At 30.8% G+C, this 20,180-nt stretch carries 20 protein-coding genes; 3 read left to right on the forward strand and 17 right to left on the reverse strand.

Annotated elements, in window-relative coordinates; genetic code table 11:
- From U9O55_00310 to U9O55_00320, 3 genes are all read right to left on the reverse strand, one after another.
- A partial coding sequence (locus U9O55_00310; protein ID MEA2088275.1) for a hypothetical protein occupies window positions 1-452 on the reverse strand: 452 nt, incomplete at its 3' end.
- Between the two features lie 334 nt (window positions 453-786).
- Window positions 787-1,830 (reverse strand): DUF5667 domain-containing protein, encoded by a 1,044-nt coding sequence (locus tag U9O55_00315; GenBank protein ID MEA2088276.1) that lies wholly within the window; start codon window positions 1,828-1,830, stop codon window positions 787-789.
- A 324-nt stretch (window positions 1,831-2,154) separates the two neighbouring features.
- Window positions 2,155-2,697 carry an RNA polymerase sigma factor gene (locus tag U9O55_00320; protein ID MEA2088277.1) on the reverse strand — a complete coding sequence of 181 codons (543 nt, stop codon included), beginning with the start codon at window positions 2,695-2,697 and terminating at the stop codon, window positions 2,155-2,157.
- A gap of 171 nt (window positions 2,698-2,868) precedes the next feature.
- On the opposite strand from U9O55_00320, the gene U9O55_00325 reads away from it, so the two are divergent.
- Complete coding sequence (locus U9O55_00325; protein ID MEA2088278.1) at window positions 2,869-3,588, forward strand: sugar phosphate nucleotidyltransferase; 720 nt, start codon at window positions 2,869-2,871, stop codon at window positions 3,586-3,588.
- A gap of 39 nt (window positions 3,589-3,627) precedes the next feature.
- Entirely contained in the window at window positions 3,628-4,170 is a 543-nt protein-coding gene (locus U9O55_00330; GenBank protein MEA2088279.1) for an HIT domain-containing protein, read from the forward strand.
- Window positions 4,171-4,227: 57 nt separating this feature from the next.
- Here U9O55_00330 and mrdA read toward each other — a convergent pair whose 3' ends face one another.
- From mrdA to U9O55_00375, 9 genes are all read right to left on the reverse strand, one after another.
- Entirely contained in the window at window positions 4,228-6,201 is a 1,974-nt protein-coding gene (mrdA, locus tag U9O55_00335) for a penicillin-binding protein 2 (GenBank protein MEA2088280.1), read from the reverse strand.
- A complete protein-coding gene (locus U9O55_00340) occupies window positions 6,173-6,715 on the reverse strand; it encodes a hypothetical protein (protein ID MEA2088281.1) in 543 nt (180 codons plus the stop codon). The genes mrdA and U9O55_00340 overlap by 29 nt, the downstream gene beginning before the upstream one ends.
- A 9-nt stretch (window positions 6,716-6,724) precedes the next feature.
- Window positions 6,725-7,537: a rod shape-determining protein MreC gene (gene mreC / locus U9O55_00345; protein MEA2088282.1), complete on the reverse strand. Its 813-nt coding sequence runs from the start codon at window positions 7,535-7,537 to the stop codon at window positions 6,725-6,727.
- A 5-nt stretch (window positions 7,538-7,542) separates the two neighbouring features.
- Complete coding sequence (locus U9O55_00350) at window positions 7,543-8,595, reverse strand: rod shape-determining protein (GenBank protein MEA2088283.1); 1,053 nt, start codon at window positions 8,593-8,595, stop codon at window positions 7,543-7,545.
- Window positions 8,596-8,614: 19 nt separating this feature from the next.
- Window positions 8,615-9,544 (reverse strand): hypothetical protein, encoded by a 930-nt coding sequence (locus tag U9O55_00355; GenBank protein MEA2088284.1) that lies wholly within the window; start codon window positions 9,542-9,544, stop codon window positions 8,615-8,617.
- Window positions 9,545-9,560: 16 nt separating this feature from the next.
- Window positions 9,561-9,842 carry an STAS-like domain-containing protein gene (locus U9O55_00360; protein ID MEA2088285.1) on the reverse strand — a complete coding sequence of 94 codons (282 nt, stop codon included), beginning with the start codon at window positions 9,840-9,842 and terminating at the stop codon, window positions 9,561-9,563.
- Window positions 9,843-9,852: 10 nt separating this feature from the next.
- Window positions 9,853-10,425, reverse strand: a complete 573-nt coding sequence (locus tag U9O55_00365; protein MEA2088286.1) for a hypothetical protein — start codon at window positions 10,423-10,425, stop codon at window positions 9,853-9,855.
- A gap of 13 nt (window positions 10,426-10,438) precedes the next feature.
- Window positions 10,439-11,665: an aminoacyl--tRNA ligase-related protein gene (locus U9O55_00370; GenBank protein ID MEA2088287.1), complete on the reverse strand. Its 1,227-nt coding sequence runs from the start codon at window positions 11,663-11,665 to the stop codon at window positions 10,439-10,441.
- A gap of 915 nt (window positions 11,666-12,580) precedes the next feature.
- Complete coding sequence (locus tag U9O55_00375; GenBank protein MEA2088288.1) at window positions 12,581-13,129, reverse strand: DJ-1/PfpI family protein; 549 nt, start codon at window positions 13,127-13,129, stop codon at window positions 12,581-12,583.
- A 171-nt stretch (window positions 13,130-13,300) separates the two neighbouring features.
- Between U9O55_00375 and typA the strand changes: the two genes are divergently transcribed.
- Window positions 13,301-15,091, forward strand: a complete 1,791-nt coding sequence (typA, locus tag U9O55_00380; protein ID MEA2088289.1) for a translational GTPase TypA — start codon at window positions 13,301-13,303, stop codon at window positions 15,089-15,091.
- A gap of 132 nt (window positions 15,092-15,223) precedes the next feature.
- Here the strand turns inward: typA and U9O55_00385 are convergent, their stop codons facing one another.
- From U9O55_00385 to U9O55_00405, 5 genes are all read right to left on the reverse strand, one after another.
- Window positions 15,224-15,592, reverse strand: coding sequence for a hypothetical protein (locus tag U9O55_00385; protein MEA2088290.1), 369 nt, complete (start codon window positions 15,590-15,592; stop codon window positions 15,224-15,226).
- Between the two features lie 327 nt (window positions 15,593-15,919).
- Entirely contained in the window at window positions 15,920-16,264 is a 345-nt protein-coding gene (locus U9O55_00390) for a type I restriction-modification enzyme R subunit C-terminal domain-containing protein (GenBank protein ID MEA2088291.1), read from the reverse strand.
- 9 nt (window positions 16,265-16,273) lie between these two features.
- Window positions 16,274-18,592 (reverse strand): DEAD/DEAH box helicase family protein, encoded by a 2,319-nt coding sequence (locus tag U9O55_00395; GenBank protein MEA2088292.1) that lies wholly within the window; start codon window positions 18,590-18,592, stop codon window positions 16,274-16,276.
- Between the two features lie 3 nt (window positions 18,593-18,595).
- Window positions 18,596-19,699, reverse strand: a complete 1,104-nt coding sequence (locus U9O55_00400) for a Fic family protein (GenBank protein ID MEA2088293.1) — start codon at window positions 19,697-19,699, stop codon at window positions 18,596-18,598.
- 85 nt (window positions 19,700-19,784) lie between these two features.
- A partial coding sequence (locus tag U9O55_00405) for an N-6 DNA methylase (GenBank protein ID MEA2088294.1) occupies window positions 19,785-20,180 on the reverse strand: 396 nt, incomplete at its 5' end.

Raw genomic sequence — 20,180 nt, forward strand, 5'->3', positions numbered from 1 at the left:
CCTTTTGTGTAATTTACCCAAAAAGCGTCTGAAATATCAATAATTCTTGTATTCCAGTCAGCTCCGTAAAGAGCAATCGCTCTTGCTTCAGAATCAACATGCTTTAAAACTCCGCCAGGAGCTACAGCATAAGTTTTTGGATCAGTAGTAATTTTTACCAATTTAGTACCAGGTCGGACTGTTGCGTTTCCGCCAATATCAATTGCCGCTAATTCAGCGTCTGTAATGGTTTTAACAGTAGAGAAGTCTGAATACCAAGACATATAAGTTGACTCAGTAGGAAAGACATATCTCATTCCGTCTCCGCCATAATAATATACAGCCGCTCCGCTAGCCTTGATCAAATCGCCAGCGGAAATTGTAGCAGCAAAAGCAGGCATCATTGTCGCAACACCCATTGACCAACATACTGTGGTAAAAACTAATGCGATCGTAAATGATTTTTTTAACATAAATAATTTTCCTTTTTTGTTTTAAAGGCAAATCGTAAACGCGAAAGCATTTAAAATTAAACCTATAAAACAATAATATTTTATTTAATATCGCGAGCACCAATTAAGGTTCGACTTTTACAGTTCGCGAAAATAATAAACTAAACAATAAATTACAAATTCCAAATTCCAAATTCCAAATACCTGTCTGCCGACAGGCAGGAATCCAAAATTTCCGCTTTTCAAATCTTTGTCATCCTGAGTGAGTGAAACGAACGAAGGATCTATGTGAGTATTGATTAAATTGTGAATAGTCAAGTAGATTCTTCGTCGCTATCGCTTCTCAGAATGACAATTATTCTAAAATATTATCAGTAGAGCTTGTCGTATTTTTATCTTTATCTATTTCTAACTCTGTATCTAATTCATCACTGCTTGTAGCGTTTTCTATATCATTATCATCACCTTCTAATATATCTATTGTTGTGCTTGCGCTTTCTATGTCTTCTGTTATTTGTTCATCGCTTTGATCTGTTGTTTCTTCTGTTTTATTTAATATTTCTGTTGATTCTTTGACTATTTGCAATGCCATTACAAAATTACAATCAGACAATTCATCTTTTGCTTTATCTAACTTAGCCAAAACTTCTGCAGAAACAGCGCTATTTTTAGCTTTTTCGCTTGTTTCCCCTATTTTATTATGAATTTTTTCAGCAATTGTGTCATTACTATTGCTATCGCTTTCAATTGCCATTGCTTCTAAGGCGCTAAAATTAACCTTATTTATCTCTGCTATTACTCTATTTACATCTTTTTTTGAATTTTTAGCAACATTTTTCTGCGCTTTAGCTAAAATATATTGAAAATCACTTGTTCTATCTTCTATTTTTTTAGCTATATTTGAATCAGCCAAATTTTCCCTTACAGGAGTAAAATCTTTATGAAAATTGTCAAAAGCTTGTTTCATTTCATTATCCCTAATATCATCTTTTGATAATATGATGTTTAACTCTTTTACTCTTTCATCAACTAATGCTAATTGCAATTCTGATTTTTTATCTTTATTGAAAACAAGAACCATTTGCGCTTTTTCACCGCTTCTTTTTAAAGCGTATAACAAATCTCCAGGCAAACTGCTGTCTGCTTTTACTTTTAAAATTCCTCCTCCTGACACTAAAAGTAAGGCTAAAATCATTGTGCCAGCCGGTTTCATTATAAAATTATGAAAAAATCCTGTTGAAAATCTAATACAATACAAAAATTCAGCCCATCTGTTTGCTTCATAAGGAGAATTTTCGCTATTAATTTTAGCCAAAATATCCTTACGAGCTGAGACTTTCCACTCTGTGGAAGGCTGAATTTTATATAAACTTTTCAGTTGTTTAGTTAGGTCTTTCATCTTTTAAAAATAAATTTCTTAAAAGTTTCAAGCATTTTTCCTTATTTTGAATGTCTTTCTATAATAGTAGACGAAAGAACAGCAAAAGTGTTACAGTAAATTTTAAAAGCACCAAATTCAAAATTCCAAATAACAAATAAATTACAATAACCAAAATTACAAATCCCTGCCTCGCCGGCAGGCAGGCAAAACAGTTTTGAATTTTGAAAATTTGAATTTTGATATTATTTAGGATTTATGATTTGGAATTTGTAATTTTTTAAAAACTTAAAATTCTAAATATTCATCTAAGATCACTAAAACTGTTATCAAATTAGTTAGCAATCACACTCTTAATTTTTTTTTAAGCGATTCTATTGCTCTATGTAAAAGAACTCTTACGGCGCCATTCGAACGATTCATAATCTCAGCTATTTCACTAATTGAATAATCTTCAACAAAACGCAATAAAATTGATTCCCTATATTCTTCTTTTAACTTATCCAACGCCTTCATAACTTCCTTAATTTGAATATTAATATCAATTTTTTCTATTAAATTATTAGCTCTTAAATTATCCACAATAGCCTCGTCTTCTATATTTAAAGTATATTTGCCATAATTTTTTCTGTAAAAATCAATAATCACATTTCGCGAAATGCGATATAAAAAGGCCTTAAAATTTTTAACTTCCGCTCCGTCGCTAATATATTTCCAAGAACGCAAGAAAACTTCCGAAGATAAATCTTCCGCGTCACTGGCTCTTGAAACTTTAAAATAAATAAAACGGTAAATTCTTTCCACATATAAATCATAAAGCTGGCCAAAAGCCTCTTTATCTCCCGCCCTAACTTTAGTTAGTAATATTTTTTCTTTTATTTTTTCCATAACACAAAAAGCAGAGATTTCACATAATCTCTTGTTTTATAAACAATAACACAATTTAATAAAAAAACAATACTATAATATGATTGATTGACAGCAGTAAAAAAATATAATAATATAATATTAGATTTGTCGCATAATAAATAATTAAAAATAAAAAACGGAGGTTATAAAATGAAAGGGGTTATCCTTGCTGGAGGGGTAGGAAAAAGACTTAATCCTTTGACTGATCCTTTAAACAAACATTTATTGCCTGTTTATAACAAGCCAATGATTGAATACGCGATAAACACGCTTGTTGGCGGAGGAATAGATAATATTTTAATTCTTCTTAATGGTTTACATCCCGGACTATTTCTTGAAATGCTTGAAGATGGTTCTAGATTTGATTGTGAAATTTCATATAGATTTTCCAAACAATTAGGCGGACCAGGCAGAACATTGATGCTAGCAAAAAAATGGATTGCTCATGAAGATTTTTTTGTCATTTTAGGAGACGGCATATTTTTTACCCAACTTCCATTAATGGAAATTGAAGCTCCGCATATGTTTATATCTCCGCTCAATAGTTTTGATGATCCGCATAAATACGGGCAAGTAAAAATAGAGAATAATTTAGTTAAATCAATTGTGTGGAAGCCAAATAATATCTTTAGCAATTTAATTCAAACAACCTGCTTTAAATTCCCTCCTGATGTTTTTAGCCGTTTAGATAAAATAGATAAAGATATAAAAGGAGAAATTAATATAACAACAATTACAACGCAATATGTTCAAGAAGGAAAAATGAAATATACCATACTCCCTGAGTTTTCCTACATAGATTGCGGAACTTTTGAGGCATTACATACAGCCTCAAAAAAAGCAAAAGAAAATTTTGTAGCAAGACTTTAATTAGTCTTGCTTTATTTTAAATATATATAGATAAATAAAATGGCATATTATTATAGTCCGTTTAGAAAAAATTATGTTAAAAAAAACAATAAAAATTATTGTCCATTTTGTGATTTAGATAATATTAAAAAACATATTATAACAAATAAAAAAGGAATTCAAATTGAAAACAAATCTTATTATTGGTTTGTTAATTTTTTTCCTAAATTTGATGGTCATACAATGATAGTTCCAAGAAGACATATAGTTTCAATAAAAGATGAAACTGACAAGGAAACATTAGATAGAAAAAAAATTATTTGTTTTGCGATAAAACAATTAAAAAAAATATATCCAAAATGCGGATTTGAAATATTTTTACAATATGGACAAAGCTCCAATTCCAGTATTAAGCATCTTCATTGGCACATTGCTCCGGCTAATATGAATGACGAATTACGCAGTTTTGAAAAATTAGGGCATTTCTATACAACAAAAAAAAATCAAAAGAAAATTTTGATTTTTCCTACAAAAATAAAAACATCACCCGAACAATTAATTAATATTTTATCGCAGTCAATAGGATATTCAGTATTAAAATAATAATTATACATAATAATGATTATATATAAAATTTAAGTTAACATGAATTTATCTTACTTAATTTTTCCTATCAATGGGAAAATTTTTTTGCTCAAAATACCATTGTAAAATTTCTTTGGCAATCGGAGCTGAGACCGACGCGCCGCCTCCGCCCTCTTCTATTAAGACTGTTAGCGCTATTTCAGGATTGTCAAATGGCGCGAAACAAATAAACCAAGCATGCGGATCTTTGTCTTTGATATGCTGGGCTGTCCCTGTTTTTCCAGCCGATTTTATTGGCAAATTATTAAGGATTCTACAACTTCCGCTTGTTACGCAATCGCGCATTCCTTGCGCCACAATTTTGATATTTTTGCTTGATACAAAATTATCTCTTACAATTTCTGGCTCTATCTTTCTGATAACTTTTTTTTCTTCATCTAATATTTCTTTAACCAAGCGCGGTTTGTAAAATGTTCCTCTGTTAGCGACAATTGAAGTAAAAACAGAAGCTTGAATCGGAGTTATAAGTAAATCGCCCTGTCCAATCGCAAGATGATAAGTGTCTCCAATATACCATTTTTCTTTTTTTACTTCTGCTTTCCACTTCTTGCTTGGCAAAAATCCATCCTCTTCATGAGGTAAATCAATGCCTGTTGGCGCGTTTAATCCAAACTTTTCTCCATAAATTTTTATTTTATCAACTCCTAAACCGTCAAAATTTTCATAACCGCCGCCAATAATATAAAAAAATGTATTAACAGAATTAGCAATCGCTGTTTTAACATTGATTTTCCCATGTCCCCCAGCTCTCCAATCTGGAAAAAACCAACTGCCTATCCGTATTCCTCCAGTACTTAAAAATGTTGTCCATTCTGTTATAATTCCCTCTTCTAACGCTGATAAAGCAATTACAGGCTTTATTATTGATCCTGAGGGGTATTCGCCTTTAATTGCCCTATCAAAAAGAGGTTTGTCAGGATCGTTTATCAAAGATTGAAATTTTTCAGAATCTATTTTGCAGGCAAAATCATTTGCGGAAAAACTTGGCAGACTTACTAATGATAAAATTTCCCCATTTTGCGGATTAATGGCTACAACAACCCCTTTTGTTTTGTTTTCCTTTTCTAAATGTTCTTTTAAAATTTTTTCAGAATATTCTTGTAAATCATAATCTATAGATAAAAGCAAGCTATTTCCGCTTTTTGAATTTTTTTGGCTGATAATTTTTTTTTCTTTTCCCAAGGCGTCAACCTCAATTTTTTCCTCTCCATCCTTGCCTTTTAAAATATTTTCATAATATTTTTCCAACCCGCTTTTTCCAATATAATCATTCAAAAAATATCCTTGTTTCTGTTTTTTTTCAAATTCTTCTTTACTAATTCTTCCAGTATATCCAATCCAATGTGAAATAGATTCTGGCAGTAAATATTCTCTATTACCTCCTATTTCCATATTAATTCCAGACATCTGCTTAATGTCGTAAATAATTTTCATGGCAGATTGATAATTGATATTTTCAACAATAATAACAGGCTTTTTAGAAATTAAATCAATATTTTGCAATTTTTTTTTTAATTTTTCTTTAAAATCGTCATCTTCTTCTTTTTTAAAAATTTTGGAAATTATACCAACAGCGTCTGTTATTTCATCGCAATTATTGCTTAAAAAAAAGTCATTGGGAATTATTTCTATAAAAAAATTTGGACGATTATACACTAATTGTTTCATTTCATGATCATAAATTATGCCTCTTTTAGCCTTAATAATTTTGGTTTTTATTCTATTTCCTTCAGCGATATTAAAATAATAGTCTCCTTTTATAACTTGCAGATAAAATACGCGCGCCAGCAAAAAACTTAATAAAAAAAATATCACAATTAAAAAAATACTTGAGTTTTCTTTTTTAAAAGAAGACCCTATAAAATTTTTATTAATATCAGTTGTTCTGTTTTTTTTATCAAAACCAATATCCAAAAAAGATCCACTTTTGTCATTTTTATCGTGAATTTTTTTAAGAATGCTAAAATTTGGAAAAATATTTTTGTCCATAAAGATTAAGCTTATTTTTAAAAACAGCAAAAAATAAAATTGCTCCGCACATATTTACAAATATTTTAAAAACAAAATCAATTAAAAAAACAGTTAAGATAAATCCACTGTTCTGAAAACAAATAAAATTAGAACAACAAATAACGATTGTTTCAATCAAATTATAAACAATAGTAACAGTGATTGACAGCGCTATTAGCGAATACCAAGAACGATTAGTAAAAAATTTAACAAAAAACAAATTAGCTATTAAAATAGTAATAAAAAATAAAATAGGAACAACAAATATCGGATGTAAAGAATAAAAATTTATCAACAAACCAAAAAATAGTGCCCAGTAAAAAATATTGCCAAATTTTTCAGATTTAAGAAATACTACAGCTATAATTGATAAAAAAATTTGCCAGTGATTCAACGGAAATGGCAAATTGGGAATTAAGCTTATCTGCGCTATTGCTAATAATATAATAATGATTAGTTTAATCAGAAGTAAAACAATCTTTGGCAATGGCATAAATTTGGATTAAAATTTTTTAAATATAGTTACAATATCTATATTGTCTAACGACATTGACAACAAAAGTTCAGCATTTTGAAAAATATCATTGTCTTTTTTATTTATGTTTAAAACTTTCCCAACAATTAATCCCTTTGGCATAAATTTTTCAGCGCCGGAAGTAACCACGATATCGCCTTCTTTAATTTTTTTGTCTATTGGAATTAATTCCATTTTAAGGCCTAAATTATAATTTCCTCGCGCTAAACCGCTTATTTTTTCCTCATTGTTTATTGACACAGATATTTCGCTTCTATTGTCTGTTATTAAAATAAAATGGGAAAAATTTTCTTCAACAGACACTAATTTCCCGATTAAAATTCCGTTTTCCACAATTACTGGCATCCCTTCTTCCAAACCGTTCGCGAAACCTTTATTTATAATAAAAATAGACGAATCAAGCGGATCTCTTCCTGTTATATAAACGCTTATAAAGCTGTCTTTTTTGTTTTCTAAATAATTATTATCAGACAAAAAATTTAAACTCTGTTTTAATTTTTTATTTTCATCTAATAAAATTTTATTTTTTTCATTTTGAATGATCTCCTGAATTATTTTTGTTTGCTCATTATCATTTTTAAAATAATCAGGCTTTAAAAAAACAACAAACGCTATATTCAAACGATTAGAAAAAGAATAGCTGTTAGATTGTATTGGATTTAAAAATTTTGATAAATTAGCGCTTATTAAATTATTTTTGTTAATGCTTAATAAAAAAACAAGCAGTATAATAACTGCCGTAAAAAAAATCAATTTTAATTTCTGATTTTTTTTAAACATACGCATTACTTAATAAGCGAGGCGTTTTCAAGTAAAGCTACCGTGTTTTTAAGCATTTTTTCGTCTTCATGCAAAATAGCTAATCCTCTAATTACGCATGTTAAAGGATCATCAACAATAGTAACCGGTATTTTAACTTTTTGAGATATAAGCTCATCTATTCCTTTTAATAACGCTCCTCCTCCGCAAACAATTATTCCTTTTTTGTAAATGTCAGATATTAATTCAGGCGGTGTTGTTTCTATCGTATTTTTGATGTCATCAATTATCAAATCTAAAGATTTTTCAAGCGCTTTTCTAACTTGAGAATCGTTTAAAACTATTTCTCTTGGCAGTCCAGTTGTTAAATCCCTTCCGCTTACTGACATTGTAATCTCTTTTTTTAATAAAACAGCTGAACCTATATTTATTTTTACCTCCTCTGCTAATGTTTGTCCTAACAAAATATTAAATTCTTCATGAATTGCTTCAATTATATTTTGATTAAATTTATCGCCAGCGATTTCTGTTTTTTTAGAATTAACAATCCCGCCCAATGAAATAACAGCTATTTCTGTTTTTCCTCCGCCTAAATCAACAATCAAATTTCCGCTAGGATTATTTATATTTATTTGAGAGCCTAACGCGGCGGCAATCGGCTGTTCTATTAGATAAACATCTTTTGCCCCTGCTGAAAGCACAGCGTCTTCTACAGCTTTTTTTTCAACTTCCGTGATGTTTATTGGCACGCCAATAATAACTTTTGGACGCGCTATAGACAAAATTCTGTCGCTGTGCAATTTATCAATAAAATATTTTAACATTTTTTCCGTAACTTCAAAATCAGAAATTATTCCGTTTATCAAGGGCTTTATAACTGAAATATGCGGCGGTGTTCGTCCTAACATTTTTTTCGCTTCATGCCCTATTTCTAAAATTTGGTCTGTTCTATTGTTTATAGCGACAACAGTCGGCTCATTTATAATAATACCCTTATCAGAAAGGTGGACTATCACATTTGATGTCCCTAAGTCAATACTTAAATTAGGAGTAAATTTTTTTTTTAAATTAGAAAACATAATTTTTGTAAAATTATTTTTAGTCTGTAAATTTAAAAGTCTTTATAATTTTTTGAATATCATTAAATGCTTCTTTTTGGTCTTCCATACAATCTCCATTTATAACACCATGGGAAAAAACATATTCATAATTTCTTGCAATTTCATGATCAATCCAATCGCACTTACCTGGATAATCTTCTTTACAGAATTTAACATCTTTATCCCATTTTTTTATATCATACACAGAAATATTAAATAATTGACTATAACCAAAATTATAAGAATTTAAAAAATTTGTCGGAGTGCTAAATTCTATAACATTATCAATAAGAGTATTAGAATTTGTAGTCTTTATTTTATAATTTTTAAAATTGCTAGTTAATGTGAGTTGAAAGCCATATTTTTTATTTGAATAAATTATTTTATCATCTTTAACTGTTTCCTTTGATTTTTTTTCAAATTTTGAACCTGGATATATTTGAAAATTTTGAAAATTACCTTTAAGAAATTCTATTTCCTTATAAATTTCTAAGGTATTTTTTTGAATTGGTTCTTTAACTTTTATTTCAATTTTTTTTAGAGTATATCCACCATCACATGGATTACCTCTTTCAAATAATTGAATTGTTGTTTTATTATTTTTTTGCGTTATAGAAGAAATTTTTAAATTAGCACAAACATTTATATCTGTAAAAAATATAATTTTTTTATTATTTTTATATAAAAAAACATCATTTTTCAATTTTGATTGCATCAAAAGACTTGAAAAAGGTTCCTTAAGTTCTTTAGCGCATTTTTCAACAGACATTAGACCTTCACAAAAAGTTGAAATTTTTTGCCTTGAATTAATAATGAATAATGTGCCAATAATTATTGCCAAGCCAGCGAAAATAATTATCGCTAAAATAATTTTAGCTGTGAGAGAATATAAAAATGTTTTTTTGTTGTTTTGTTGTAAGTTGTCCATAACTTTATTTTTAAAATTATATTTTTAATTCTGAATATTCGCGCAAAGTTTTTAAAGTCGCTTGCACCGTTGAATTTTTAGTATTAAGCAATTTTACATTTTTAAATTCTTTTGCTATTTTAGTAATTACTTCATCAGCCCAAGAAGGAGTTAAAACTTTAACGCCTGAAAAATCTATTTCTATTAATTCATTTTTATTTAAACCTTTTGTTAAATACGCGGACATAGCCAAATACGCTTCCCGCCCGTCTGGCCGAGAAATTAACATATCTCCGAATTTTTTCAATTCAATTCGCATAATTATAAAATTAAAAAGTTAAAATCGCTAAACAGCCGTTGATATTTTTTTCTATTTTTTTTATTTCCATTTTTTTATTTAAATCAGCGCGCGCATTGCCGGAAATAAAAGTAAGGCTCATATTTTCTTTTTCAACGCTTTCTTTTGAAAATTTTAGTCCATTGCCTCTGTTTTCCGGAGCTCTTCCTGATATTCTTTCCGTAAAAGCTGTTTTTAAAGCTTCAGAATCATTTTTTAATTCAGGCTTTACTCTTTTTAATGTTTTTAAAATTCCCTGTCCCCTGTCAGCTAAAATTATTTCTAATTTATTTTTTTCAAAATTATAACCAAAAAATATTCCGATTATATCGGGCCAATTTCCTAAATTATGGTCAAAAGAATTATTGCCTATTTCTCCAGCTATCGCGGAAGCAATATAAATTTTACTTTCATTAATTTTACTATTTTTTGACAAAATATTTATCATTTTGTTTAATCTTGCTTGAAAAATATTTCTTGTCTGGCAATAATAATCATCTAAATTTATTTTATCTGATGATAAAGTTACCCAATCATAACCTAATTTTTGTATATTCTTATTCATAAATATATCTCATTTATATTTCTGAAAACACTTCATTTATTTTCACTAACTCTATTTTTTCGCTATTTCTTTTTTTAATTTCAACACAATTTTTTTCTAAAGTTTTTTTGCTGACTACTATTCTTATCGGACAGCCGATCAAATCCGCGTCAGCGAATTTTTCACCAGCGCTTGCGTTTTCTCTGTCATCAAATAAAACTTCTATATTTTTAGACTTAAGCTGATTATATAATTCATCTGCTTTTTCGTTTTGCCCTAAACTCAGTAAATGCGCGCTAAATGGAGCAATCTCTTCTGGCCATATTATTCCTTGATTATCATTGCTTGTTTCCGCTATTGTCCCCATAATTCTACTTGGTCCAATTCCATAGCATCCCATAACAACTTGCTGTTTTTTTTCTGATTTGTCAACATAAGTAAAATCAAATGCTTTTGAAAAACGATCTTTTAATTTAAAAATATTTCCAACTTCAATCGCTTTTTGCTCTTTTAATTTTTTATTCCCGCATTTAGGACATTGGCTTTGCTCCTTTATTATTTCCTTGTTAATCGCTATTTTGCATTTATGACAAATATAAATTGTGTCTTCGCCTGTTTCAGCTATTGTTTGAAATTCATGAGAATATTTAGAAAAAGCGCCTCCGCTCGCGAATGTTAAATAAGTTAAAGCCTTCAATCCGCACCTTTTAAAAATTTTGAAATACGATTTTATAACTGTTTCATAATATTTGTTTAAATCATTTTCATCAGTATGAAAAGAATACAAATCTTTCATTGAAAATTCACGCCCGCGAATTAGTCCTGATTTTGCGCGCAATTCATTTCTGAATTTAGTTTGAATTTGATAAACATAGACAGGGAGTTCCTTATAAGAAAACAGCTGTTTTTTTAATAATGGCGTAATAACTTCTTCATGGGTAGCTCCTAAAGCGTATTCTTTTTTATCTTTACCATCTATTTTAAATAACGGATCAAAATTGTCCCATCTGTTAGTTGTCTTCCAATTTTCTTTTGGAATTAAGGCAGGCATTAAAATTTCCTGTCCGTTAATCGCGTCCATTTCTTCACGGATAATATTTATAATTTTGTTATGAACACGCAATCCAAGCGGTAAAAATGTGTAAATTCCAGCTCCTAATTTATCAATAAACCCTGCTTTTATTAAAAATTTCGCGTTAACGCTTAATTCATCTTTAGAAATTTCCTTGATTGTTTTGGTAAAAAGTTTAGATTGCCGCATATAAAATTTTAAATTTTAAATTATTATTTTATAGTTTAGTTAATTTAAACTAAAAAGTCAATCTTAAAAAATAAAAAACCGCGCTGTAAATAACGCGATTTTTTATCTATTAAAGAGGTGCTAATTTATTTGTTAATATTCTAATACAAAAAATTGAATTTGTCAAGCTACAGTCTTCTCCAACGCAAGATGATACCCAGATGATACATTGGCTCTAACGCAAAATGAGTTCCAAAAGACCCATTTTGCCAAAAAGTAGTAAAATGTCATAATGGATTTATGAAAGTCATTATGAAATATTTACTACTTGGCAGTATAGACCAAATAGAAAATTTTTTAAATACCAATAAAAAATTAGGTATTAATTTGAAAATATCCTCAACTAAGGATAAGTATTATTTTATAAAAAAAGTTTTATTAAAATTCAGATACGCAAGACTGGATAAAACAGACAAACATATTATTTTAAAATATTTAAAATATTTCACTTGTTATTCCAAGTCCCATTTAAAAAGATGCGTTAAAAAATGGCAACAAGGTAGATTGTATTATAATCAAATTAAATTATCATCGTCCTTGCGATTTTGCCACAAATAAAATAGACAAAAAATAAAAGATTAGAAAAAAATATCAAACATGGATAACGCCTTATGAAAAATTAAAATCATTAAAAAACGCAACTCAATATTTAAAGCCTGAATTTAATTTTAATGAGCTGGATAAAATCGCTAATGAAAAAATCGATAATGAATTTGCGAAAAAAATGCAAAAAAAAATTGAAATTGCTTAAAATAATATTTAAAAAATAATTATTTTTTAATATTTTAACAAATTAATAATAAATTTGTCGTGATATTTTACGAAATTGCCAAAATTATTTCGGTATCATCTTACGATTAGAGAATACTGCAAAATCTATTTTCCCAAAGAAGCTAACGCCGAAGCAATTGCTCTTCCAAAATCTCTTGCTGACAAAGGACCGCTAGCTGTGATGATTTTTCCATCTGTTTGAACATCCAAGCTGTTGAGAATAGCGCCCCTGTCTTTTAAAATATTTGTTACGCTATCATAAGAAACAGCTTTTTTTTCTTTTAACAATCCAGCGTTTGCTAAAATCGCTGGAGCAACGCAAATCGCCGCTACAATTTTTTCATCAGCGTAATAAAAATCCCTTGCAAGCCCTGTTAAGCGAGGATCGTCAAGAAAATCAATAATCCCAACACCTCCAACAAAAACTAAAGCGTCAAAATCAGCAACATTAATATCTCTAATTTGCAAATCAATATTAACTCGCGCTCCTTGAAATCCAACTGCCTCACCGCTTTCTAATGAAGCGATTTTTATTTCAGCTCCCTGCTCTTCCAAAATTTTTCTTGGCTCAAGATATTCTTCATCGCGAAAATTCTTTTTTGCCAAAAACATTAAAACTTTTTTATTGCTTAATTTTTCATTATTCAAATTCATATTTTTATAAATTGCTTCTTTATCAAATAATACCAAAATTTAAAAAATAACACAAACAAATATATTAATCCATTGACTTTTTAAAAAATTTATGTTATAAAGAAAAAAATAAAACTTATTTTAAAGCTCATTTCCGCTTTTTAAGAAGCGGTTTTAATTTTTTCTAACTTTATGGAAATAAGAAACATTGCTATCATCGCCCATGTTGATCACGGCAAAACAACGCTTACTGACGCGCTGATGCAACAGACAGGAATGTCAAAACCAGAAGACAGCATGGACAGCGACGCGCTTGAACAAGAAAGAGGAATCACAATTTATTCAAAAAATACTTCTGTTTATTATAAAAACACAAAAATAAATATTGTGGATACTCCAGGTCATGCGGATTTTGGTTCTGAAGTTGAGCGTGTTTTGCGTTCTATTGATTCTGTGCTTTTAGTGGTTGACGCGCAAGAAGGTCCAATGCCCCAGACAAAATTTGTTTTGAAAAAATCACTTGATTTGGGATTAAAGCCGATTGTAATTCTTAACAAAATTGATAAGCCTGCTGCCAGACCTGATATTGCGCAAGAAATGGTTTATGAACTTTTTCTTGACTTGGGAGCGAGCGATGAACAACTTGAATTTACCACAATTTACGCTATTGCAAAACAAGGAATTGCTAAAACAAATTTAGATGATGATTCTAAAAATCTAACTCCATTATTAGACACAATTTTAAAAGAAGTTCCGATTGCTTCAAATAAAGAATTAAAAAACAAACCTTTGCGTATGCAACCTTTTAATCTTGCTTATGACAATTTTTTAGGACGTCTTGCTATTGGAAGAATTTATCAAGGAAAAATAAAAAATACTTCCAGGATAATTATTAAAAATACAAAAGAAAAAATTCGCGAAGGTAAAATTTCAAAATTGTTTACTTTTGAAGGACTAAAAAGAAAAGAAGTGCAGTCAGCTGACGCTGGAGATATTGTAATGGTTGCTGGACTTCCTGATATATTTATTGGAGAAACTATTTGCGAAAACAAAGATCAAAATGCCTTGCCAGCAATCAATATTGACGAGCCAACAATTTCATTAAATTTGCTTATTAATAATTCCCCATTTGCCGGAAAAGATGGAAAATATATCACAAACAGACAAATTAAAGAAAGATTAGAAAAAGAATTAGAAGTAAATGTTGGTTTAAAAATTGACTTCTCTGCTATTGATCACTACAAAATTTATGGAAGAGGAGAAATGCATATCGCGATTCTGCTTGAAAATATGCGTCGTGAAAATTACGAAATGCAAATATCACAACCGCGTGTAATTATTAAAGAAAAAAATAACGAAAAATTTGAACCATTTGAAGAAGTTATTATTAATGTGCCTGAAAAAATGTCTGGAACTGTAATTGAAAAACTTTCAACAAGACGCGGCAACTTAATTGAAATGACACCAGAACATAGCAATGTAAAAATTATTTTTGAAATTCCAACCAGAGGATTACTCGGATATAGAAATGAATTCGTGGTTGACACGCGAGGACAAGGAATTATTTATACAAGAGTTATCGGGTTTAAACCTTATGTTGGAGAAATTAAAAAACACGACTTAGGATCAATGATTTCAATGGCAACAGGGAAAGCTCTTGGATTTTCGCTTTTTAATCTTCAAAATAGAGGAACTTTATATATTGAGGCTAACACAAAAGTTTATGAAGGAATGGTTATTGGCAATGTGGCAAAAGGAAATGATTTGGCTGTAAATCCAATAAAAGGAAAACAACTTTCAAATATGCGCTCATCTGGAGCAGACGAAGCTATCCGCTTAACTCCTCCACTTGATCTTACTTTGGAACAAGGAATGAGCATAATGAGCGATGATGAATATTTAGAAATTACTCCAAATAATGTCCGTTTAAGAAAACAATTTCTAACCGAAAACGAAAGAATCAAAATAAGCAGAAAAAAATAAAATTACGATTTTTATTTTTATAATTATTTGAACGCAAAAATTTTTAATTTTTAGTATAAAAAAAATCCGCTAGTTTAGCGCCAGCGGATCGCGAATAAATTTTTATTTTATATATCAGAAATATTTTAAGTTTTACCCTGATAAGCCTATTATTTCTAACATTTTAGTAAGATTATTCTCGCTAAATTTTTGATCATATATTCCCATGATGCAAAAATTTTCAAACATAGTTGCGACTGATTCAATATATAAAACATCAGCCCTAGACAAATTTGGGTTTTTCATAAACAATTGAATTGCGAATACTATTAAAGAAACCCTAACATCTTTGCAAGAACACTTATTATATCCCTCCCAATAAGCTACAATAGCTCCTTCCTCTAATATCTGCTTTGATAGAACAGTATTGTCTTCGCAGACAAGATTTTCTTCAGAAGCGCAAACCCCAACATTCAAAAATAATACAACGAAAACCAAAATAATTCCTACTCTTGTTTTCATTTTGAAACCTCCTTTTTTTATTTAAATTTTTTGTTATTATTTAAAAAACATAATAAATTTTATTGTTCTCTACTACATAAAAGTTTAGAACCTCAATTAAAATTGTCAAGGCTACTATCAGATTTATCCCGTAGCCAGTCTGAGAGATTGTGGTACTGAACCCACTCTTCCCTGCCTGCCGACAGGCATGCTTTTTGTCCTTTTGTTTTTTGGCGGGGTTTTAGGCTGTGCCAACGAAATTTGCGCGCCACATTAAACTTTTACTTTCGAATACAAATTTTTCTGAAAAGCAAAAAATATAGAACGGATACTATCCACGCTTCCAAGCTATTGTTCCGCATTTGCGATTGCGTGATATTTTAAATTAAGCAATACTGGCAATTTTTCTTCTTGAGGTTCCTCAACTCCTCTTTCTTCGTATTTAGACAACACAAAATCCAAAAACTCTTTTTGCTTTTCATCCAGTCCTTTAAAAATTTTGTCTTTTGATTGTTCTACTCTTTGCGTTCTGGAAATTGGTGTAACGCAAAATTGAATATAAGTTAAAACATCAAAAAGGTCGCTTTGTTCGGCGTCAATCATCTTTTGCAGTGTTTCCAATTCGTCTTTGCCAAACCCTTTTTCAGCAATACTCTCCAAAAATGCTTTTCTGGTCGTTGGATTTGACCAAATTTTTCGGAGTTATTCTTCGCTCTTAAAAAATTCCGGCATAGCACCAAACATATTATCCATAAACTCTTGAATTGAGATTGGTCTGCCGTCCACGCTATAAAACGAAGTTGAAATCATATGTTGAATTTCCCGTTCTTTTCCGTCACGCAATTTTATTTTTAGTTTTTTATTTGGTTTAAAATTTTCATCGCGAACAAGCTCCGCTCCAGTCTCTTCCATCTCAATTTTATAGCTTATTTCTTTCTGTTTCTTTTCTTTTATTTCCTCTATCGGCTCACCGTCCCATTCTGGATCATAAAAATGATGGTAAGCATCCACAAAATCATAAATAGTAAAATATTCTTTGCCGTCAAAAAATCTCGTGCCACGACCAATAATCTGCTTGAATTCAATCATAGAATTGACTGGTCTCATTAAAACAATATTGCGAATATTCCGCGCGTCCACGCCTGTAGAAAGTTTTTGTGATGTTGTTAAAATTGTTGGTATTGTCTTTTCATTGTCTTGAAATTCGCGCAAGAATTGCTCTCCGCGCGCGCCGTCATTTGCCGTTACTCGGACGCAATAATTTGGATCTTTACTTTCTTTCATCTGATTTACCAAATCTCTTATCAATAACGCGTGTGGTTGGTTTGCGCAAAATATAATGGTTTTTTCATTTTGGTTTATTTCCTTTAATATAACACCAACTCGATATTTTTCTCGTTCTACTATTTCAATTGTTTTGTTAAATTCTGGCTCTGTATAAATTTTTCCTATTTCCACTTCACCTTCAATAATTTGGTCGTCAGAAGTATAAACAAAATCGTCAAGTGTCGTTTTAATCCTTTTGACTTTAAATGGTGTTAAGAATCCGTCATTCACACCTTCTTTGAGCGAATAAGTATAAACCGGTTCGCCAAAATAGCGATAAGTATCTACATTGTCGTTTCGCTTTGGCGTTGCCGTCATACCAAATTGAACTGCTGGCGCAAAATAATCCAAAATACCGCGCCAGTTGCTCTCGTCATTAGCTCCGCCACGATGACATTCGTCAATAATAATAAAATCAAAAAAGTCTGCCGGATAATCGCCGAAATATGGTTCGGCAAGCTCACCAACCTCGGCAAGCTCACCAACCTTTTTGCTTTGACCATTTTTAGACAACTTTTTTAAATTTTCAATATCACGATTTATTAACGCAATTTTTTTTGCTTTGCTCCAGCCCTGAATTTGTTTCTCTCTATCAAAAGCCTTATCAACCCTGTTAAAAGTTTCATAATAGATTAATTTTACAGGACAATGCCCTTTTGTAAATTTTGCTCCTTTGCCACTTTTGTGTTGTTCTATTCTTTTCAATAAATTATTTGTGCTACCAGTATAAAAATTACCATCAGCACATTGTAGAATATACATATAGCCTGCTTCATTTGGCTCGCTAACCACTATTTCATTAAAATCTTTTTGACCATCGGTGTCTGAGCCTGCCGAAGACATAAAAGTTTGAAAGATTGTAAAATAAACACTGCCTGCCATCGGCACTCCGCCTTTTTTACGAATATTTAAAGGATTGATGCGAACTAACGCATCCTCATCAAAAGCGGAAAAAGCATTGAACGCTTGATCGGCTAAAATATTTCTATCCGCTAAAAATAAAATTCGCGGTCTTCGCGCAATATATTCGGTGTCTGAGCTTGTCGAAGACAAATTCCAGCGAGTATGAAATAATTTCCAAGCAACCTGAAAAGCCACGGCGGTTTTTCCAGTTCCGGTCGCCATTGTCAAAAGAATTCTATCTTTTTCTTCCGCCACAGCTTTCAAAATATTATTGATGGCGATTTCTTGATAATAGCGTTTGCCGTATTCTCCCTCATTTGGCACGCTGGAAAATTTTTCTTTCCATTCGCTCCAATCCGCAACTTGCCCTGAGCTTGCCAGCGGTGAGCTTGTCGAACCTGTCGAAGGGAAAGTTTTATTCCATAATTCGTCAGGAGTTGGAAAATCGGCAATCTCGCCTTCCTTGCCGGTTTTCATAGATATGGCGTAAATCTCTTTGCCGTTGGTGGCGTAGGTGTAATCAATACGCAATTTTTCGGCATACGCTTTGGCTTGCGCCACTCCTTCGGTAACAGGCAAACTCTCGGCTTTGGCTTCTATCACGCAGATTTTTTGATTTTTATACACCAAAATATAGTCGGCAATTTCAGGTTTGCTTCTTGCGCCTCCAGTTTGAATTTTGCCGTCAGTAATGCGAAATTCGCGCAGGACTTTTGATCCTTCCACTTCGCCCCAGCCGCTCGCTTTGAGTTTCGGGTCAATATATTCGGCTCTTGTTTCTGCTTCGTTCATAAATTATTTCCTAAAAAGTTTAATATATTCATTCATAATAAAAATACGATTTCTGGAAAAACCTGTTTTCTCTATTAAAATTCCCAAATTAATAAAATCTTCTATTAAGTTATTTACTGCTTTATATTTAATATCTAACGCGTTTTCAGCATCTTTAACGGAAATAATTGGATCTGAAAAAAGATATATTAATAATTTTCTGCCATTTTTAGATTTTTTGCCTAATGTTAAAATTTTACCTTCAAATACCTCTCTCAATTTTATGATATTTTCAAAGGTTTGTTTTGATTTTTTTGCTGTTTCAATGATTGCTTCCAGAAAAAATAAAATCCATTGTTCTAAATTGTTATTAGCGCGCACTTCACTCAAAGCGTTATAATATGATTGCCTGTGTCTCTCAAAAAAATCAGAAATATACAAAACAGGATATTGGACAAAGCCCTTTTCTATAAGTTGTAAAGAGATTAATAATCGTCCAATACGACCATTGCCATCTAAAAACGGATGAATTGTTTCAAACTGATAATGCCCAATTGCTGATTTTATTAAAACTGGAATATTTAAATTTTCATTATGCCAAAATTTTTCCCAGTCAGATAATAGCTCGGGTAATTCTTCTTGGCGTGGTGGAATAAAATGCGCGGTATTTATGGATCCCCCGCCAATCCAATTTTGACTAGTACGAATTTCTCCGGGCATTTTGTGTTCACCGCGAACTCCGGATAAAAGAATTTTATGTGTTTTTTTAATAAGGCGCGTTGAAACAGGCAATTTTTTTAAATTTGCTATTCCGTCATTCATTGCCTTAATATAATTTTTTACCTCTTGCCAGTCATCTCTTTTTTCTGGGTCAATTTCATCCACCGACAGAAGCGCTTCATCCATTCCTGTTTTTGTTCCCTCGATCTTTGACGAAGAAACTGCTTCTGACACAACATGCATTTGTATGAAAAAATTTACATCTGGAACTAATGTCCCGTATGCGTTTAACTCACCTAAAAATCTATTTGCTTCCTCAAGATAAATAAATATTTTTTTATTTTCTATATCAAATTCACGATTTATTAAAGATGGCAAAAAGTAGTCATAAGCGATGTTTTTGCCCATAAATAAACCTTTAGCACTTTTTAATTTTCCTGCTTTATAATTTTTCATACTGATAATATAACATATTATATTTTCTTTTGCAAGTTTAAAGGATAATATAGAAATCTATATTTTCTTTTAAGAAATTCTTACAAATTTTTTTCAAACACCTTTCTTGTCTTGCCGTAACTTTATAATTATTATCAATCAAGTATTTACGAATCTTTTGCTCTGCGCCACTACGATATAATGTTCCAGGAAAGCGCATAACAGCTGCTACGCCACTAGTGGATAACCAACTTAATATATGCATTATAAAAGCCAAATCAGCTTTTTTCTTTTTTGGCGCCAATACTCCGGCCGGTGAAAAACGCGAATTATTGATAAGAATAGGATTACTATCCCCTTCCCAACTAATAGAATACGGCGGATTGGAAACAATAGCGTCAAAAGGCTCATCATCCCAGTGCTTTGGATCAGTGAGCGTGTCGCCGTGAGCAAT

The sequence above is a fragment of the Patescibacteria group bacterium genome, assembly GCA_034660655.1.
Classification (GTDB): domain Bacteria; phylum Patescibacteriota; class Patescibacteriia; order JAACEG01; family JAACEG01; genus JAACEG01.

What these genes read in the sequence shown, in the direction of transcription:
- U9O55_00315 (MEA2088276.1), bottom strand. Translation starts at nt 1,830, where the DNA reads ATGAAAGACCTAACTAAACAACTGAAAAGTTTATATAAAATTCAGCCT.
- U9O55_00320 (MEA2088277.1), bottom strand. Translation starts at nt 2,697, where the DNA reads ATGGAAAAAATAAAAGAAAAAATATTACTAACTAAAGTTAGGGCGGGA.
- U9O55_00325 (MEA2088278.1), top strand. Translation starts at nt 2,869, where the DNA reads ATGAAAGGGGTTATCCTTGCTGGAGGGGTAGGAAAAAGACTTAATCCT.
- U9O55_00330 (MEA2088279.1), top strand. Translation starts at nt 3,628, where the DNA reads ATGGCATATTATTATAGTCCGTTTAGAAAAAATTATGTTAAAAAAAAC.
- mrdA (MEA2088280.1), bottom strand. Translation starts at nt 6,201, where the DNA reads ATGGACAAAAATATTTTTCCAAATTTTAGCATTCTTAAAAAAATTCAC.
- U9O55_00340 (MEA2088281.1), bottom strand. Translation starts at nt 6,715, where the DNA reads ATGCCATTGCCAAAGATTGTTTTACTTCTGATTAAACTAATCATTATT.
- mreC (MEA2088282.1), bottom strand. Translation starts at nt 7,537, where the DNA reads ATGTTTAAAAAAAATCAGAAATTAAAATTGATTTTTTTTACGGCAGTT.
- U9O55_00350 (MEA2088283.1), bottom strand. Translation starts at nt 8,595, where the DNA reads ATGTTTTCTAATTTAAAAAAAAAATTTACTCCTAATTTAAGTATTGAC.
- U9O55_00355 (MEA2088284.1), bottom strand. Translation starts at nt 9,544, where the DNA reads ATGGACAACTTACAACAAAACAACAAAAAAACATTTTTATATTCTCTC.
- U9O55_00360 (MEA2088285.1), bottom strand. Translation starts at nt 9,842, where the DNA reads ATGCGAATTGAATTGAAAAAATTCGGAGATATGTTAATTTCTCGGCCA.
- U9O55_00365 (MEA2088286.1), bottom strand. Translation starts at nt 10,425, where the DNA reads ATGAATAAGAATATACAAAAATTAGGTTATGATTGGGTAACTTTATCA.
- U9O55_00370 (MEA2088287.1), bottom strand. Translation starts at nt 11,665, where the DNA reads ATGCGGCAATCTAAACTTTTTACCAAAACAATCAAGGAAATTTCTAAA.
- U9O55_00375 (MEA2088288.1), bottom strand. Translation starts at nt 13,129, where the DNA reads ATGAATTTGAATAATGAAAAATTAAGCAATAAAAAAGTTTTAATGTTT.
- typA (MEA2088289.1), top strand. Translation starts at nt 13,301, where the DNA reads ATGGAAATAAGAAACATTGCTATCATCGCCCATGTTGATCACGGCAAA.
- U9O55_00385 (MEA2088290.1), bottom strand. Translation starts at nt 15,592, where the DNA reads ATGAAAACAAGAGTAGGAATTATTTTGGTTTTCGTTGTATTATTTTTG.
- U9O55_00395 (MEA2088292.1), bottom strand. Translation starts at nt 18,592, where the DNA reads ATGAACGAAGCAGAAACAAGAGCCGAATATATTGACCCGAAACTCAAA.
- U9O55_00400 (MEA2088293.1), bottom strand. Translation starts at nt 19,699, where the DNA reads ATGGGCAAAAACATCGCTTATGACTACTTTTTGCCATCTTTAATAAAT.